Raw genomic sequence first — 17146 nt, 5'->3', positions numbered from 1 at the left:
CCACCCCGTATCGGGGTGACCGCCCTGCGCGCGGATCGATCAACTCACTGGTTGTACGGACCGTAGTCGTAGTCCTCCAGCGGCACCGCCTGGCCCGAACCCGTGCCGAACGGCGAGTAGTCGATGTCGTCGTAGCCGACGGCCGAGTACATCGCGGCCTTGGCCTCCTCGGTCGGCTCGACCCGGATGTTGCGGTAGCGGGACAGACCCGTACCGGCCGGGATGAGCTTACCGATGATGACGTTCTCCTTGAGGCCGATGAGGCTGTCGGACTTGGCGTTGATCGCCGCATCCGTCAGGACTCGGGTCGTCTCCTGGAAGGAGGCGGCCGACAGCCAGGACTCCGTCGCCAGCGAGGCCTTGGTGATACCCATCAGCTGCGGACGGCCGGAGGCCGGGTGGCCACCTTCCGTCACGACGCGACGGTTCTCGGACTCGAAGCGCGAGCGCTCCACGAGCTCGCCCGGCAGCAGCTCCGCGTCGCCGGACTCGATGATCGTCACGCGGCGCAGCATCTGCCGGATGATGATCTCGATGTGCTTGTCGTGGATCGACACACCCTGCGAGTTGTAGACCTTCTGGACCTCGCCGACCAGGTGGACCTGGACGGCGCGCTGGCCGAGGATGCGCAGGACGTCGTGCGGGTTGGTGGCACCCACGGTGAGCTTCTGGCCCACCTCGACGTGCTCGCCCTCGCCGACCAGCAGACGGGCCCGCTTCGAGATCGCGTACGCGGTCTCGTCGGAGCCGTCGTCCGGAGTGACGACGATCTTCTTGGTCTTCTCGGTCTCCTCGATCCGCACGCGGCCGGCGGCCTCGGAGATCGGGGCGACACCCTTCGGGGTACGGGCCTCGAAGAGCTCGACGACACGGGGCAGACCCTGGGTGATGTCGTCACCGGCCACACCACCGGTGTGGAAGGTACGCATCGTCAGCTGGGTACCGGGCTCACCGATCGACTGGGCGGCGATGATGCCGACCGCCTCGCCGATGTCCACCAGCTTGCCGGTCGCCAGCGAGCGGCCGTAGCAGAAGGCACAGGTGCCGACCGCGGACTCACAGGTGAGGACCGAGCGGGTCTTGACCGTCTCGACGCCGTGGGCGACGAGCTGGTCGATGAGCACGTCACCGAGGTCGACGTTGGCCGGCGCGATGACCTTGCCGTCGACGACGACGTCCTCGGCCAGCATGCGGGCGTAGACGCTGGTCTCGACGTCCTCGGCCTTGCGCAGGACGCCGTCCTCGCCCTTGGAGGCGATCGTCAGCTTGAGGCCGCGCTCGGTGCCGCAGTCCTCCTCGCGGATGATCACGTCCTGCGAGACGTCCACGAGACGACGGGTCAGGTAACCCGAGTCGGCGGTACGCAGGGCGGTGTCGGCGAGACCCTTACGGGCACCGTGCGTGGCGATGAAGTACTCCAGCACGGAGAGACCCTCGCGGAACGACGCCTTGATGGGTCGCGGGATGGTCTCGTTCTTCGCGTTCGACACCAGACCACGCATACCGGCGATCTGCCGCATCTGCATCATGTTTCCTCGGGCACCCGAGTCAACCATCATGAAGATGGGGTTCGTCTTGGGGAAGTTCGCGTTCATCGCCTCGGCAACCTCGTTGGTCGCCTTGGTCCAGATCGCGATGAGCTCCTGCGTGCGCTCGTCCTTGGTGATCAGACCGCGCTCGTACTGCTTCTGGACCTTCTCGTCCTGGGCCTCGTAGCCCGCCACGATGGCGCGCTTGGCCTCGGGGACGATGATGTCCGAGAACGCGACGGTGACACCGGAACGGGTCGCCCAGTGGAAGCCGGCCGCCTTCAGGTTGTCGAGCGTCGCCGCCACGATGACCTTGGGGTAGCGCTCGGCCAGGTCGTTGACGATCTCGGAGAGCTGCTTCTTGCCCACCGAGTAGTCGACGAACGGGTAGTCCTCGGGCAGCAGCTCGTTGAAGAGCGCACGGCCCAGGGTGGTGCGCAGGCGGAACGAGTCGCCCTGCTGCCACTCCGGCTCGCCCTCCTCCGCGACCGGGGGAACCCAGCCGCGCGGCGGGACGGTGCCGATCGGGAAGCGGATGTCGACCTTCGCCTGGAGCGAGAGCTCGCGGGCGTCGAACGCCATGATCGCCTCGGCGACCGAACCGAAGGACCGGCCCTCACCGATGACCTTGCGCTCTTCCTCGTCGGTGGTGAGGAAGAACAGACCGAGCACCATGTCCTGGGTCGGCATGGTGACCGGACGGCCGTCGGCCGGCTTGAGGATGTTGTTCGAGGACAGCATCAGGATGCGGGCCTCGGCCTGCGCCTCCGCGGAGAGCGGCAGGTGGACGGCCATCTGGTCACCGTCGAAGTCCGCGTTGAACGCGGTGCAGACGAGCGGGTGGATCTGGATGGCCTTGCCCTCGACCAGCTGCGGCTCGAAGGCCTGGATGCCGAGGCGGTGCAGCGTGGGTGCACGGTTCAGCAGCACCGGGTGCTCGGCGATGACCTCTTCGAGCACGTCGTACACGACCGTGCGGCCGCGCTCGACCATGCGCTTCGCCGACTTGATGTTCTGCGCGTGGTTCAGGTCGACCAGGCGCTTCATCACGAACGGCTTGAAGAGCTCCAGCGCCATGGCCTTCGGCAGACCGCACTGGTGCAGCTTGAGCTGCGGGCCGACGACGATGACGGAACGGGCCGAGTAGTCGACACGCTTACCGAGCAGGTTCTGACGGAAGCGACCCTGCTTGCCCTTCAGCATGTCGCTGAGGGACTTCAGCGGACGGTTGCCGGGGCCCGTGACCGGGCGACCACGACGGCCGTTGTCGAAGAGGGCGTCGACCGCCTCCTGGAGCATCCGCTTCTCGTTGTTCACGATGATCTCGGGGGCACCGAGGTCGAGCAGACGCTTCAGACGGTTGTTGCGGTTGATGACACGGCGGTACAGGTCGTTCAGGTCGGAGGTCGCGAAGCGGCCACCGTCCAGCTGCACCATCGGACGCAGGTCCGGCGGGATCACCGGGATGCAGTCCAGCACCATGCCGCTGGGGCTGTTGCGGGTCTGCAGGAAGGCGGAGACGACCTTGAGGCGCTTGAGCGCACGGGTCTTCTTCTGGCCCTTGCCGGTACGGATGATCTCGCGGAGGCGCTCGGCCTCCTCGTCCAGGTCGAAGGACTCCAGGCGCTTCTGCAGCGCGGCGGCGCCCATCGCACCCATGAAGTAGGTGCCGAAGCGGTCGCGCAGCTCGCGGTAGAGCAGCTCGTCGCCCTCGAGGTCCTGGACCTTGAGGTTCTTGAAGCGGTTCCAGACCTCGTCGAGGCGGTCGATCTCGCGCTGCGCACGGTCGCGCAGCTGCTTCATCTCACGCTCGGCGCCCTCGCGCACCTTGCGGCGCACGTCGGCCTTGGCACCCTCGGCCTCGAGCTCGGCCAGGTCGGCCTCGAGCTTCTTGGCGCGGGCCTCGAGGTCGGCGTCGCGGCGCTGCTCGATCTGCTGGCGCTCGACGGAGACATGGGCCTCCAGCGAGGGCAGGTCGCGCGTGCGGCGCTCCTCGTCCACCCACGTGATCATGTAGGCGGCGAAGTAGATGACCTTCTCGAGGTCCTTCGGGGCCAGGTCCAGCAGGTAGCCCAGGCGCGACGGGACGCCCTTGAAGTACCAGATGTGGGTGACGGGGGCGGCGAGCTCGATGTGGCCCATCCGCTCACGGCGCACCTTGGCGCGGGTGACCTCGACGCCACAGCGCTCACAGATGATGCCCTTGAAGCGGACACGCTTGTACTTGCCGCAGTAGCACTCCCAGTCCCGGGTGGGGCCGAAGATCTTCTCGCAGAAGAGCCCGTCCTTTTCCGGCTTCAGGGTGCGGTAGTTGATGGTCTCCGGCTTCTTGACCTCGCCGTGGGACCAGGTTCGGATGTCGTCCGCGGTCGCCAGGCCGATCCGCAGCTCGTCGAAGAAGTTGACGTCGAGCACTTTGTCGTCAATCCCTCTTTCAGGGTTCGTGCCCTCCCGCCGTGGCGGGATATGGGCTCTACATCAGTGGTCTGGGGGTCCGGATGGGGGTCCCTCCCATGCCGTTCAGGCAATGGGGGAGGTGGGGGGCTTCCCGGGGGAAGCCCCCCACCAGACCCGTCAGACCTCTTCGACGCTGCTCGGCTCGCGCCGGGACAGGTCGATACCGAGCTCCTCCGCAGCGCGGAAGACGTCCTCGTCGGTGTCGCGCATCTCGATGGACATGCCGTCCGAGGACAGCACCTCCACGTTGAGGCACAGAGACTGCATCTCCTTGATGAGCACCTTGAAGGACTCGGGGATGCCGGGCTCGGGGATGTTCTCGCCCTTGACGATCGCCTCGTAGACCTTCACACGGCCGGTGACGTCGTCGGACTTGATGGTCAGCAGCTCCTGGAGGGCGTATGCGGCGCCGTATGCCTCCAGCGCCCACACCTCCATCTCACCGAAGCGCTGGCCACCGAACTGAGCCTTACCACCCAGCGGCTGCTGGGTGATCATGGAGTACGGACCGGTCGAACGCGCGTGGAGCTTGTCGTCGACCAGGTGGTGCAGCTTGAGGATGTACATGTACCCGACCGAGATCGGGTCCGGGAACGGCTCGCCGGAGCGGCCGTCGAACATCCGGGCCTTGCCGGACGGGAGCACCAGGCGCTCGCCGTCGCGGTTGGGGATCGTGGACTCGAAGAGACCGGCGATCTCGTCCTCGCGGGCGCCGTCGAAGACCGGGGTCGCGACGTTGGTGCCGGCGGCGACCTCGTCGGCGCCGATCGCCTGCAGGCGCTTCATCCAGTCCTCGTCGCCCTCGACCTTCCAGCCGCGGCTGGCGAGCCAGCCGAGGTGGATCTCGAGGACCTGTCCCGGGTTCATTCGGGACGGGACACCGAGCGGGTTGAGGATGATGTCGACCGGGGTGCCGTCCTCGAGGAACGGCATGTCCTCGACCGGCAGGATCTTGGAGATGACACCCTTGTTGCCGTGACGGCCGGCGAGCTTGTCACCATCGGTGATCTTGCGCTTCTGGGCCACGTAGACGCGGACCAGCTGGTTCACGCCCGGGGGCAGCTCGTCGCCCTCTTCGCGGTCGAAGACGCGGACGCCGATGACCTTGCCGATCTCGCCGTGCGGGACCTTGAGCGAGGTGTCACGGACCTCACGGGCCTTCTCACCGAAGATCGCGCGGAGCAGGCGCTCCTCCGGGGTCAGCTCGGTCTCGCCCTTCGGGGTGACCTTGCCGACCAGGATGTCGCCGGCCACGACCTCGGCACCGATGCGGATGATGCCGCGCTCGTCGAGGTCGGCGAGGACCTCCTCGGAGACGTTCGGGATGTCCCGGGTGATCTCCTCGGGGCCCAGCTTGGTGTCACGGGCGTCGACCTCGTGCTCCTCGATGTGGATCGAGGAGAGGACGTCGTCCTGGACGAGGCGCTGCGACAGGATGATCGCGTCCTCGTAGTTGTGGCCCTCCCACGGCATGAACGCCACGAGGAGGTTCTTGCCGAGTGCCATCTCACCGTTGTCGGTGGACGGGCCGTCGGCGAGCACCTGGCCGGCGACGACGCGGGCGCCCTCGTCGACGACGACCTTCTGGTTGAAGGAGGTGCCCTGGTTGGAGCGGGAGAACTTGGCGACCCGGTACGTGTTGTACGTGCCGTCGTCGTTGGCCACCGTGACGTAGTCGGCGGAGACCTCCTGGACGACACCGTCCTTCTCGGCCTTGATGACGTCACCGGCGTCGACCGCGCAGCGGTACTCCATGCCGGTGCCGACGAGCGGGGCCTCGGCCTTGATCAGCGGCACGGCCTGGCGCATCATGTTCGATCCCATGAGCGCGCGGTTGGCGTCGTCGTGCTCGAGGAACGGGATCATGGCGGTCGCGACCGACACCATCTGGCGCGGCGAGACGTCCATGTAGTCGACCTCGGACGGGTCGACGTAGTCGACCTCGCCGCCACGGCGGCGGACCAGGACGCGGGACTCGGCGTAGCGCAGGTCCTCGGTGAGGGGGGCGTTCGCCTGGGCGATGACGAAGCGGTCCTCCTCGTCAGCGGTCAGGTAGTTCACCTCGTCGGTGACCTGGCCGTCGACGACCTTGCGGTACGGGGTCTCGACGAAGCCGAACGCGTTGACGCGGCCGTAGGACGCGAGCGAGCCGATCAGACCGATGTTCGGGCCTTCGGGGGTCTCGATCGGGCACATGCGGCCGTAGTGCGACGGGTGGACGTCACGGACCTCGAAGCCGGCCCGCTCACGGGACAGACCACCCGGGCCCAGCGCCGACAGACGGCGCTTGTGGGTCAGACCCGACAGCGGGTTGGTCTGGTCCATGAACTGGGACAGCTGGCTGGTGCCGAAGAACTCCTTGATGGAGGCGACGACCGGCCGGATGTTGATCAGGGTCTGCGGCGTGATCGCCTCGACGTCCTGGGTGGTCATCCGCTCGCGGACGACGCGCTCCATACGGGCCAGACCGGTGCGGACCTGGTTCTGGATGAGCTCGCCGACGTTGCGCAGGCGGCGGTTGCCGAAGTGGTCGATGTCGTCGACCTCGACGACGATCGAGGTGCCGTTCTCGCCGGCCGTCTCGACCTCGCCCGCGTGCAGCTTCACCAGGTACTTGATCGTCGCGATGACATCGTCGACGGTCAGCACACCGGCGTCGAGCGGGGCGTCCGCGCCCAGCTTCTTGTTGACCTTGTAGCGGCCGACCTTGGCCAGGTCGTAGCGCTTCGGGTTGAAGTAGAGGTTCTCGAGCAGCGTCTGCGCGGCCTCACGCGTCGGGGGCTCGCCCGGGCGCAGCTTGCGGTAGATGTCGAGCAGCGCGTCGTCCTGGCCCTGGGTGTGGTCCTTCTCCAGGGTGGCGCGCATGGACTCGTACTCGCCGAACTCCTCGAGGATCTGCTCGGTCGTCCAGCCGAGCGCCTTCAGGAGGACGGTGACGGACTGCTTGCGCTTGCGGTCGATGCGGACACCGACCATGTCGCGCTTGTCGACCTCCATCTCCAGCCAGGCACCCCGGGACGGGATGATCTTGGCGGTGAAGATGTCCTTGTCGGAGGTCTTGTCGATCGACGAGTCGAAGTAGACACCCGGCGAGCGGACCAGCTGCGAGACCACGACACGCTCGGTGCCGTTGATGACGAAGGTGCCCTTGTTCGTCATGAGCGGGAAGTCGCCCATGAAGACCGTCTGGGACTTGATCTCGCCGGTCTCGTTGTTGGTGAACTCGGCCGTGACGAAGAGCGGAGCCGCGTACGTGAAGTCGCGCTCCTTGCACTCGTCGATGGAGTTCTTCGGGGGCTCGAAGCGGTGGTCACGGAAGGTCAGCGACATCGACCCGCTGAAGTCCTCGATCGGGGAGATCTCCTCGAAGATCTCCTCCAGACCGGACTTGGTGGGGACGTCCTGACCACTGTCCAGCGCAGCCTCGACGCGAGCCTTCCAGGCGGCGTTGCCGAGCAGCCAGTCGAAGCTCTCGGTCTGCAGCGCAAGGAGGTTCGGAACCTCGAGGGGCTCCTTGATCTTCGCAAAGGAGATGCGCAGCGGGGCAGTGCTGGCGCCGTTGTTCGTATTGGCGGTCGAGGCGTTGCGCGAGGCGGCCAAGAGGGGGTCCTTCCGAGGGCTCGGACTCACTACGCGCGTACCGGTCCCACTACGTGCAGCACGGGGAGAAATCCCAGGTCAGAGGGTCTCTCTCAGCAATGCTCGGAAGTGGGCATGCCCCTGGTGACGGGCAGGGAGCAGCTAACAGGCAGCGCAAAGGGTCAGTGTAGCCACTTGGCCCACTGATGTCCAGAGCGGATTTCCCGAGACCGGTGCGATACCAATCTCTCCCTCCGGGATCCTGTTGTTCCTCGCCGTCCGCTGCGTCCGACCTGCGCCCGGCCCACGCCTGACGCGAGCCATGCGCCGGAAGCGCATGACGATACTTCCCTGCCCGCCCACGATCCATGCCTCGGACGGAGGATCGATGTGGCGACGCGTCCTGAGAATTGCGCGCGGCGTGCCGTTCGTCAAGGCCCCCGGCTCCCGGGCGCCCCCTCGAGCGCCCCGGACAACGAAGATCACCATACTCGCACCCTCCGACAGTCACACGCATCCGTCCCGGGAACGCCCAAGGGCGACCACCCGCATGGGTGATCGCCCTTGAGTTGTCCGGCCGGGGCCACAGGGGCCCGGGCCGGCAGGTGTTACTTGACCTCGACGGAGGCGCCGGCGCCCTTGAGGGCCTCGGCGGCCTTCTCCGCGGCGTCCTTGGCGACCTTCTCGAGGACCGGCTTCGGGGTGCCGTCGACGAGGTCCTTGGCCTCCTTCAGACCCAGGGAGGTCAGCTCACGCACGACCTTGATGACCTGGATCTTCTTGTCGCCGGCGCCGGTGAGGATGACGTCGAACTCGTCCTTCTCCTCCTCGGCGGCAGCCTCGCCACCGGCGACGCCGCCGGCAACGACGACCGGCGCAGCGGCGGCGGCGGTGACGTCGAACTTCTCCTCGAAGGCGGAGACGAACTCGGCCAGCTCGATGAGGGTCATCTCCTCGAACTGCGCGAGCAGCTCGTCCTTGGTCAGCTTCGCCATGATGGCGTTCCTTCCACTAATTCGGCAGGTGCCGGGATGTACATGTCGGCGGGCTGTACTGGCCCGCTGTGATCACCGCCCGGGGGCAGCGATCAATGTGCGAGCCGAATTACTCGGCACCGCCCTGCTCGGCCTGCTTGGCGCGCAGCGCGTCCACGGTGCGGACGAGCTTCGTCGGCAGCGCCTGGAAGAGCGAGGCAGCCTGGGACTGCTTGCCCTTCATGGCACCGGCCAGCTTGCTGAGCAGAACCTCGCGGGACTCGAGGTCCGCAAGCTTCTTGATCTCGTCGGCGGACAGCGCCTTGCCTTCAAGGACACCGCCCTTGATGACGAGAGCGGGGTTCTCCTTGGCGAAGTCACGAAGACCCTTCGCCGCCTCGACCGGGTCACCGGTCACGAAGGCGACAGCCGTCGAGCCACTCAGGTGCTCGTCCAGCGCGACGATCCCAGCCTCATTGGCCGCGATCTTGGTCAGCGTGTTCTTCACCACACGGTACTGAGCGTTGTCACCGAGCGAACGGCGCAGCTGCCTGAGCTGCGCAACGGACAGACCGGTGTACGCGGTCACGACTGCGGCGTTGGAATTGCGGAACTCGTCCGCAATCTCCGCCACAGCCGAGACCTTCTCGGTCTTCGCCATGAGCCTCGGCCTCCTTCCGGGTGATGAGGACCGCGCAGAAGGGGCTTGGGCAAATCAAACGCCCCGGCGCAGGCGCACGGGGCGTAACTCGACCGGACAACAATGCGTCCGGGAGCAATTCCTCGATGTCACCTGCGCGGGCCGTCCGCAGCTAGCGGATCCTTCGGCTTCCGTGTGCACCGACGCATACAGAAGCAACCAGCGGTCTTTGGCTTCCCGGACACGATAGGTGACCGACCTCCGGTCACGCAAATCGGTGCCGACCGGGCGGCTCAGAGGCTCTTGGAGGCCTCGCCCAGACCGCCGCCCAGACCGCCCGCCGGGCGGTCGCCCATGTCCGCCGTGTCGTCGGCCGCCGGGGCCTCGACGGTGACCGGCTTGTCGAAGTCCTTGAAGACCATGGTCAGGTCGAGCGGGCCCTTGTCGGCCTGCCCGCGCTCGCGCAGCTGGACCGGCCGGCTGTCCTTGTCGATCCACAGGTCGACATCGAGCTTCTGCACGCCCTGCTGCCGGAGCTGCTCGACCGACTTGCGGCGGCTCTCCTTGACCGCGTCGCTGCCGCCCTTGCCGACCTGCCCCTCCATCTCGTCGATCGTGACGGAGCCCGCGTAGTGCGTGGCCCGGGTGCCGGCGACGGTCTCCTCGCCTACCTTCTTGATGTTCCTGGAGCCGGAGAGCAGATCCGTCTGGGCGGACGGATCCTGGTGGGCCGCGCCCATCCCGTCCAGGGCGTCCTTCATCTTGCCGTTCAGGGGCAGCTTCACCCAGTGCTTGCCGTCCAGGTGGCCGGCTATCTTCTCGCTGCCGCCGAGGTACATGGCGTCCCCGACGAGCTTGAGCGTGAACCTGCCGCCCTCTTCCCCCCGGCCGGCGAGCTCCATGTTCATCTCCATGGCCTTGGGGGCCATGCTCATGGCCATGTCGGCCTGCATCCGCCCAGGAGCGCCCGGCACCGTACCGCTCATCTCGACCCGCAGGGACTTCAGCTCGGCGGCCTTCTTCGCAGCGGTCTGCACGGCGGCCACAGGGGCCCCGGAGGCGGCCTCGGCGCCGGCCGCGGCCGACGAGGCACTGCGCTTGCCGTCCGAGGCCGAGCAGCCCGTGACGGCCCCGCAGAGCAGCAGTCCTGCGGCCATACCGGCAGTGACGTGGAGCGTACGGCGATTCATGAACACAACCCCCCATGAACGATGTTGTACGGACGATATCCCCGGCCACCGACAGCGCGGCAACCGGATATCCGGTCCCGTCCCACCGCCCCGCACCAACGCGCCGGGCCCCGCACCCAGGAAGGGTGCGGGGCCCGGCGGAAGCCCGTTACAGGCGGTCTCAGACGGTCTCGTCCTCGACCAGCAGGTTGCGGGTGCGGTTCGGGTCCAGGGCGATGCCCGAGCCCATCGTGGTGGCCAGGGTCGCCTTCTTGATGTAGCGGCCCTTGGCGGCCGACGGCTTCAGACGGAGGATCTCCTCCAGGGCCGCGGCGTAGTTCTCCACCAGCTTGGTGTCGTCGAAGGACACCTTGCCGATGATGAAGTGCAGGTTCGAGTGCTTGTCGACGCGGAACTCGATCTTGCCGCCCTTGATGTCCGTGACAGCCTTGGCGGTGTCCGGGGTGACCGTGCCGGTCTTCGGGTTCGGCATCAGGCCACGGGGACCGAGCACGCGGCCGAGGCGGCCGACCTTGCCCATGAGGTCCGGGGTGGCGACGACGGCGTCGAAGTCCAGACGGCCCTTCGCGACCTCGTCGATCAGCTCGTCGGCACCGACGATGTCGGCGCCCGCGGCACGCGCGGCCTCGGCACGGTCGCCGGTCGCGAAGACCAGGACCCGGGCGGTCTTACCGGTGCCGTGCGGAAGGTTCACGGTGCCACGGACCATCTGGTCGGCCTTGCGCGGGTCGACACCCAGGCGGAAGGCAACCTCGACGGTCGCGTCGAACTTGGCGGTGGAGGTCTCCTTCGCCAGACGGACAGCCTCGAGCGGGGCGTACAGGCGCTCCGCGTCGATCTTGGCGTCCGCAGCGCGGAGGTTCTTGCTGCGCTTCACTGCTTCTCCTCAGTGTTCATGGAGTTCGTGGTACGGACCGCGCCGGCCCTCCCACGGGTACTGCGAGGTGGTGGCCGTCAGCCCTCGACCGTGATGCCCATGGAGCGGGCGGTGCCGGCGACGATCTTCGCGGCGGCATCCAGGTCGTTGGCGTTCAGGTCGGGCATCTTGGTCGTGGCGATCTCGCGGATCTGCGCCTCGGTGATCTTGCCGACCTTGGTCTTGTGCGGCTCGCCGGAGCCCTTCTGCACGCCCGCAGCCTTGAGGATCAGCTTCGCGGCCGGCGGGGTCTTCGTGACGAAGGTGAAGGAACGGTCCTCGTAGACCGTGATCTCCACCGGCACGACCATGCCACGCTGCGACTCGGTCGCGGCGTTGTAGGCCTTGCAGAACTCCATGATGTTGACGCCGTGCTGACCCAGCGCGGGGCCGACCGGCGGAGCCGGGTTGGCGGCACCGGCCTGGATCTGGAGCTTGATGAGCCCCGTGACCTTCTTCTTCTTGGGAGGCATTGCTCTCTCCGGGTCCTAGTGAGAGGTTCTTTGCCTGAGCACACTGCGCGCAGGCATACCGCACCACGATAACGGGTAACGTGGCCGGGCCAAAAACCGAGAGGCCAGACCGCCCTGGTCTGGCCTCTCGGAAGTGTTGAGGAACTAGTTCTTCTGGATCTGGTCGAAGCTCAGCTCGACCGGGGTCTCGCGACCGAAGATCTCGACGAGGCCCTTGACCTTCTTCGAGTCGGCGTTGATCTCGTTGATCGTCGCCTGCAGCGTGGCGAACGGGCCGTCGGTGACGGTGACCGAGTCGCCCACCTCGAAGTCCAGCACCTGGACCTCGACCTTGCGGGACGGCGCGGGCTTGCCCTCGGCCTCGGCGGCCTCGCGGGCGGCCTTCTCCTCCGCCTCCGGCGCGAGCATCTTGACGATCTCGTCCAGGGTCAGCGGGTACGGGTCGTAGGCGTTGCCGACGAAGCCGGTGACACCCGGGGTGTTGCGGACGACGCCCCAGGACTCGTTCGTCAGGTCCATGCGCACCAGCACGTAGCCGGGGAGCTTGTTCTGGCGGACGGTGCGGCGGTCGCCGTTCTTGATCTGGACGACCTCTTCCTGCGGCACCTCGGCCTGGAAGATGTAGTCCTCGACGTTCAGCGAGACGGCACGCTGCTCGAGGTTGGTCTTCACGCGGTTCTCGTAGCCCGCGTAGGTGTGGATGACGTACCACTCGCCGGGCAGGCCGCGCAGCTCCTCGCGGAGAGCGGCGATCGGGTCGACCGGGGCCTCCTCGGCGGGCAGCTCGGCGTCGGCCTCGTCGGCCTGCTCCACGGCGGCGGCGTCCTCGTCGCTGTCGACGTGCAGGGCGGCCTCCTCGGCCGGCTCGCCCGCGGCGGCTTCCTCGGCGTCGAGCTCGTCGGTGCCGTCGGCGTTCTCGACGATCTCCTGCGCGGTGTCGTCGCCCTCGACCTCGGCCGAGACGGCCGCCGCGTCCACGTCGGCCTCGGCCTTCTCGACGGAGTCGACGGCGTCGTTCAGGTTCGGGTCAGACACGTGGCTGCTTCTTCCTGGCTTCAAGGGGTGGAACGTGCGAAGAGGCGAACCTCCCTGGAGGCCGCCTTACGCGCGGGCTCAGCCGAAGACGTACTTGACGGCCTGGTTGAACCCATAGTCAATCACGGTCACCAGTCCAATGACGATGACAACGAAGACGATCACCACGGTGGTGTACGTCGACAGCTGGCTCCTGGTGGGCCAGACGACCTTGCGGAGCTCCGCGACCACCTGACGGTAGAACAGCGCGAGGCGGCCCAGAGGGCCCTTCTTCCCGCGCTTCCCGCCACGGCGGCCCTTCTTGGCGGCCAGCTCGTCCTCAGGACGACCGCTCTCAGGTGTCGCGGTGGAGCCCAGGGCTTCCGTCACTACGTCCTCACCTGAATCCGGGTCGTGGCCGTGCCGCGCCCGGTTCGAGCCGCACGGCGGTGCATCAGTACATCTGCACGCACGCACCTGGTGACGATGCGTGTAGCAGGGCCGAAGGGACTTGAACCCCCAACCGCTGGTTTTGGAGACCAGTGCTCTACCAATTGAGCTACGACCCTTTGTGGTTCCCCCCAACGTACCGCATCCGGCCGGACGCACGGAGTGCACGGGCTGGAGTTGCCGGTGAGGGGCCAACGACGGATGAGTGTACGTGGTCCGGAGCCCAGCGTCGAACGGCTTGCGGTGCAGAGGCCCGGAACGGGGTCCTCCGTGAACCTCCTGCGGGCCGTTGCGACGACCCGGATGACTGCTCTGCGAAACGTATGTGTCCGCTTCCTGCCGGGTCTGGGACGATGCCTCCATGAGCGCTGCGACTCCGCCCGTCCCCCCTGTCCAGTCCGCCACCGAGCGCCGGGTCTCCGCCCGCATCGGTTCGATCTCCGAGTCCGCCACCCTCGCCGTGGACGCCAAGGCGAAGGCCCTCAAGGCCGCCGGGCGCCCGGTGATCGGCTTCGGCGCCGGCGAGCCCGACTTCCCGACGCCCGGCTACATCGTCGAGGCCGCCGTGGAGGCCTGCCGCAACCCCAAGTACCACCGCTACACGCCCGCCGGCGGCCTCCCCGAGCTGAAGGCCGCGATCGCCGCGAAGACGCTGCGCGACTCCGGCTACGAGGTCGAGGCGTCCCAGGTGCTCGTCACCAACGGCGGCAAGCAGGCGATCTACGAGGCGTTCGCCGCGATCCTCGACCCGGGCGACGAGGTCATCGTCCCGGCCCCGTACTGGACCACGTACCCGGAGTCCATCCGCCTGGCCGGCGGTGTGCCCGTCCCGGTCGTGGCCGACGAGACCACCGGCTACCGCGTCTCCGTGGAGCAGCTGGAGGCCGCGCGCACCGAGCGCACCAAGGTGCTGCTCTTCGTCTCGCCGTCGAACCCGACCGGTGCGGTCTACAGCCGCGAGCAGATCGAGGCCGTCGGCCGCTGGGCCGCCGAGCACGGCCTGTGGGTGCTGACGGACGAGATCTACGAGCACCTGGTCTACGGCGACGCCGAGTTCCACTCGCTGCCGGTCGTCGTGCCCGAGCTGCGCGACAAGTGCATCGTCGTCAACGGCGTCGCCAAGACGTACGCGATGACCGGCTGGCGCGTCGGGTGGGTCATCGGCCCGCAGGACGTGGTGAAGGCCGCGACCAACCTGCAGTCGCACGCCACGTCCAACGTGAGCAACGTCGCACAGGCCGCTGCCCTGGCCGCCGTCTCCGGCGACCTGAAGGCCGTCGACGAGATGAAGACCGCCTTCGACCGCCGCCGCCGCAAGATCGTGCAGATGCTCAACGAGATCGACGGCGTCGTCTGCCCCGAGCCGGAGGGCGCGTTCTACGCGTACCCGTCCGTCAAGGGCCTCCTCGGCAAGGAGATCCGCGGCAAGCGGCCCGCCACGTCCGTGGAGCTGGCCGCGCTGATCCTGGACGAGGCCGAGGTCGCGGTCGTCCCGGGCGAGGCCTTCGGCACGCCGGGCTACCTGCGCCTGTCGTACGCCCTGGGCGACGAGGACCTCGTCGAGGGCGTCTCCCGCCTCCAGAAGCTGCTGGCCGAGGCCGAGTAGCCTGCCGCCCGCCCGCGCCCCTCCACGGGGCGCGGGCCCCAGGAAACGTTTTCGGACCCCTCCCCGATCAGGGCGATCGGGGAAAGTGCCTTCCCGCCGGCCCCCCTCCTGCGGCAGGATCGGGCAATGGAACGCGTGCGTGATCTCCGTCGACTGCCGAAGGCCCACCTGCACCTGCACTTCACCGGGTCCATGCGCCCCTCGACCCTGCTGGAGCTGGCCGACAAATACGGCGTGCACCTGCCCGAGGCGCTGAGCAGCGGAGAGCCCCCGAAACTGCGGGCCACGGACGAGCGCGGCTGGTTCCGCTTCCAGCGGCTCTACGACATCGCGCGGTCGTGCCTGCGCTCCCCCGACGACATCCGGCGCCTGGTCCGGGAGGCCGCCGAGGAGGACGTCCGGGACGGCTCGGGGTGGCTGGAGATCCAGGTCGACCCCACCTCGTACGCCCCCCGGCTGGGCGGGCTGATCCCCGCGCTGGAGATCATCCTGGACGCGGTGGAGACCGCGTCGCGGGACACGGGACTGGGGATACGGGTCCTCGTCGCCGCGAACCGGATGAAGCACCCGCTGGACGCCCGTACCCTCGCCCGGCTCGCCGTGCGGTACGCGGACCGCGGCGTGGTCGGCTTCGGGCTCTCCAACGACGAGCGGCGCGGACTCGCCCGCGACTTCGACCGGGCCTTCCAGATCGCCCGCGAGGGCGGTCTGCTGGCCGCCCCGCACGGCGGCGAGCTGGCGGGACCGGGCAGCGTGCGCGACTGCCTGGACGACCTGCACGCGGGCCGCGTGGGCCACGGCGTGCGGGCCGCCGAGGACCCGAGGCTGCTCCGCAAGCTCGCCCAGCGCGGTGTGACGTGCGAGGTGTGCCCGGCGTCGAACGTCGCCCTCGGCGTCTACGAGAAGCCCGCCGACGTCCCGCTGCGCACGCTGTACGAGGCCGGGGTGTCGATAGCGCTGGGGGCGGACGACCCGCTGCTCTTCGGCTCGCGGCTGGCCGCCCAGTACGAGCTGGCGCGGGAGCACCACGCCTTCACGGACGCGGAGCTGGCCGAGCTGGCCCGCCAGTCGGTCCGGGCCTCGCGGGCGCCGGAGGACGTGCGCCGGCGGCTGCTGGCGGGCGTGGACGACTGGCTGGCGGCGGACTGACGCCCAGCCGCCCCGAAGGGGCGCGGGGAACTGCGCGACCGGCCACGACGCACCCTCGGATGACGCACCGGACTCCCGGTGGAGCGCTCAGAGGCTGACGCCGACGGTGACCGGCTCGTTGACCAGCGTCACCCCGAAGGCCGCGTGGACGCCGTCGCGCACCTCGCGGGCGAGGGCGAGGAGCTCCTCGGTGGTCGCGTCGCCCCGGTTGGTGAGGGCGAGCGTGTGCTTGGTCGAGATGCGGGCCGCGCCGGTCCCGTAGCCCTTGGTGAAGCCGGCCCGGTCGATCAGCCAGGCGGCCGAGGTCTTGACCATGCCGTCGCCCGCGGGGAACGCCGGCGGCATGACGTCCGGGCCGAGCCGCTCGGTCACGCGGGCCAGGAAGGCCTCGTGCTCCGCCGCGGTGAGGACGGGGTTGGTGAAGAACGACCCGGCCGACCAGGTGTCGTGGTCCTCGGGGTCGAGGACCATGCCCTTGCCGGAGCGCAGCCTGAGCACCGTCGCGCGGGCGACGGCGGCGGGGACCCGGTCGCCGGCCTCGACGCCGAGGGCGCGGGCCGTCTCCGGGTACTTGATCGGCGCGGACAGCCCGCCCGCGTCCTCCAGCTCGAAGCGGACGCGCAGCACGACGTGGCGGTCCGGCTCCTGCTTGAAGCGGCTGTGCCGGTACGAGAAGCCGCACTCGGCGTTGGTGAGGGTGACGACCTCGCCGGAGCGGCGGTCGTAGGCGACGACCTCGGTGAGCGTCGCGGAGACGTCCTGTCCGTAGGCCCCGACGTTCTGGATCGGGGTGGCGCCCGCGGAGCCGGGGATGCCGGCCAGGCACTCGATGCCCGCCAGGCCGGCCTCGACGGTGCGGGCGACGGCGTCGGACCAGTTCTCGCCGGCGGCGAGCTCCAGCGACGTGCCGTCGAGCAGGAAGCCCTCGGTGGCGATGCGCAGGGCGGTGCCCTCGAAGCCCTTGTCGGAGATGACGAGGTTGCTGCCGCCGCCGATGATCAGCAGCGGGGTGCCGCTCGCGTCGGCCTCTCGGACGGCCGCGATCACCTCGTCGTCGGTGACGGCCGTGACGAGACGGGCGGCGGGCCCGCCGAGCCGGAAGGTGGTCAGGGGCGCGAGGGGGGCATCGTGGTTTTCCTGCACGCGCACAAGAGTACGGGGCCGGGCCG

12 protein-coding genes and 1 tRNA gene are annotated in these 17146 nt (G+C 68.5%); 2 read left to right on the top strand and 11 right to left on the bottom strand.

Translation table 11 applies throughout. From position 1 onward, the window contains the following. Positions 1–44 precede the first annotated feature (44 nt). The 10 genes from HG542_RS18090 to HG542_RS18045 form a co-directional block, all read right to left on the bottom strand. Positions 45–3944, bottom strand: coding sequence for a DNA-directed RNA polymerase subunit beta' (locus HG542_RS18090; protein ID WP_171082696.1), 3900 nt, complete (start codon positions 3942–3944; stop codon positions 45–47). Between the two features lie 159 nt (positions 3945–4103). Next, entirely contained in the window at positions 4104–7586 is a 3483-nt protein-coding gene (gene rpoB, locus HG542_RS18085; protein WP_171082693.1) for a DNA-directed RNA polymerase subunit beta, read from the bottom strand. Between the two features lie 587 nt (positions 7587–8173). Then, entirely contained in the window at positions 8174–8560 is a 387-nt protein-coding gene (gene rplL, locus HG542_RS18080; RefSeq protein WP_171082691.1) for a 50S ribosomal protein L7/L12, read from the bottom strand. Between the two features lie 109 nt (positions 8561–8669). Then, positions 8670–9200, bottom strand: a complete 531-nt coding sequence (gene rplJ, locus HG542_RS18075; protein ID WP_171082689.1) for a 50S ribosomal protein L10 — start codon at positions 9198–9200, stop codon at positions 8670–8672. Positions 9201–9472: 272 nt separating this feature from the next. After that, entirely contained in the window at positions 9473–10369 is an 897-nt protein-coding gene (locus tag HG542_RS18070) for an SCO4651 family lipoprotein (RefSeq protein ID WP_171082687.1), read from the bottom strand. A gap of 160 nt (positions 10370–10529) precedes the next feature. After that, positions 10530–11246, bottom strand: a complete 717-nt coding sequence (gene rplA, locus HG542_RS18065) for a 50S ribosomal protein L1 (protein WP_171082685.1) — start codon at positions 11244–11246, stop codon at positions 10530–10532. Positions 11247–11323: 77 nt separating this feature from the next. Continuing rightward, complete coding sequence (gene rplK / locus HG542_RS18060; protein WP_171082683.1) at positions 11324–11758, bottom strand: 50S ribosomal protein L11; 435 nt, start codon at positions 11756–11758, stop codon at positions 11324–11326. A gap of 144 nt (positions 11759–11902) precedes the next feature. Next, positions 11903–12793, bottom strand: coding sequence for a transcription termination/antitermination protein NusG (gene nusG / locus HG542_RS18055; protein WP_171082681.1), 891 nt, complete (start codon positions 12791–12793; stop codon positions 11903–11905). 78 nt (positions 12794–12871) lie between these two features. Further along, positions 12872–13162: a preprotein translocase subunit SecE gene (secE, locus tag HG542_RS18050; RefSeq protein WP_171082679.1), complete on the bottom strand. Its 291-nt coding sequence runs from the start codon at positions 13160–13162 to the stop codon at positions 12872–12874. Between the two features lie 106 nt (positions 13163–13268). Beyond that, a tRNA-Trp gene (locus tag HG542_RS18045) sits at positions 13269–13341 on the bottom strand. 242 nt (positions 13342–13583) lie between these two features. Between HG542_RS18045 and HG542_RS18040 the strand changes: the two genes are divergently transcribed. Together HG542_RS18040 and HG542_RS18035 are read left to right on the top strand one after the other, a co-directional pair. Beyond that, a complete protein-coding gene (locus tag HG542_RS18040) occupies positions 13584–14828 on the top strand; it encodes a pyridoxal phosphate-dependent aminotransferase (RefSeq protein ID WP_171082677.1) in 1245 nt (414 codons plus the stop codon). A gap of 126 nt (positions 14829–14954) precedes the next feature. Further along, on the top strand, positions 14955–15977 hold the full coding sequence (locus HG542_RS18035) for an adenosine deaminase (protein WP_171082676.1): 1023 nt from the start codon (positions 14955–14957) through the stop codon (positions 15975–15977). An 87-nt stretch (positions 15978–16064) separates the two neighbouring features. On the opposite strand, the gene HG542_RS18030 is transcribed toward HG542_RS18035, so the two are convergent. Then, a complete protein-coding gene (locus tag HG542_RS18030) occupies positions 16065–17120 on the bottom strand; it encodes a UDP-N-acetylmuramate dehydrogenase (RefSeq protein ID WP_171082674.1) in 1056 nt (351 codons plus the stop codon). Positions 17121–17146 lie beyond the last annotated feature (26 nt).

The organism is Streptomyces morookaense, from assembly GCF_013030945.1.
GTDB classification, from domain to species: domain Bacteria; phylum Actinomycetota; class Actinomycetes; order Streptomycetales; family Streptomycetaceae; genus Streptomyces; species Streptomyces morookaensis.
This window is presented reverse-complemented; position numbering and strand designations above follow the sequence as displayed.

Coding starts and splice junctions, on each gene's coding strand:
- rplL (WP_171082691.1), bottom strand. CDS start 8,560: ATGGCGAAGCTGACCAAGGACGAGCTGCTCGCGCAGTTCGAGGAGATG.
- rplJ (WP_171082689.1), bottom strand. CDS start 9,200: ATGGCGAAGACCGAGAAGGTCTCGGCTGTGGCGGAGATTGCGGACGAG.
- HG542_RS18070 (WP_171082687.1), bottom strand. CDS start 10,369: ATGAATCGCCGTACGCTCCACGTCACTGCCGGTATGGCCGCAGGACTG.
- rplK (WP_171082683.1), bottom strand. CDS start 11,758: ATGCCTCCCAAGAAGAAGAAGGTCACGGGGCTCATCAAGCTCCAGATC.
- HG542_RS18040 (WP_171082677.1), top strand. CDS start 13,584: ATGAGCGCTGCGACTCCGCCCGTCCCCCCTGTCCAGTCCGCCACCGAG.
- HG542_RS18035 (WP_171082676.1), top strand. CDS start 14,955: ATGGAACGCGTGCGTGATCTCCGTCGACTGCCGAAGGCCCACCTGCAC.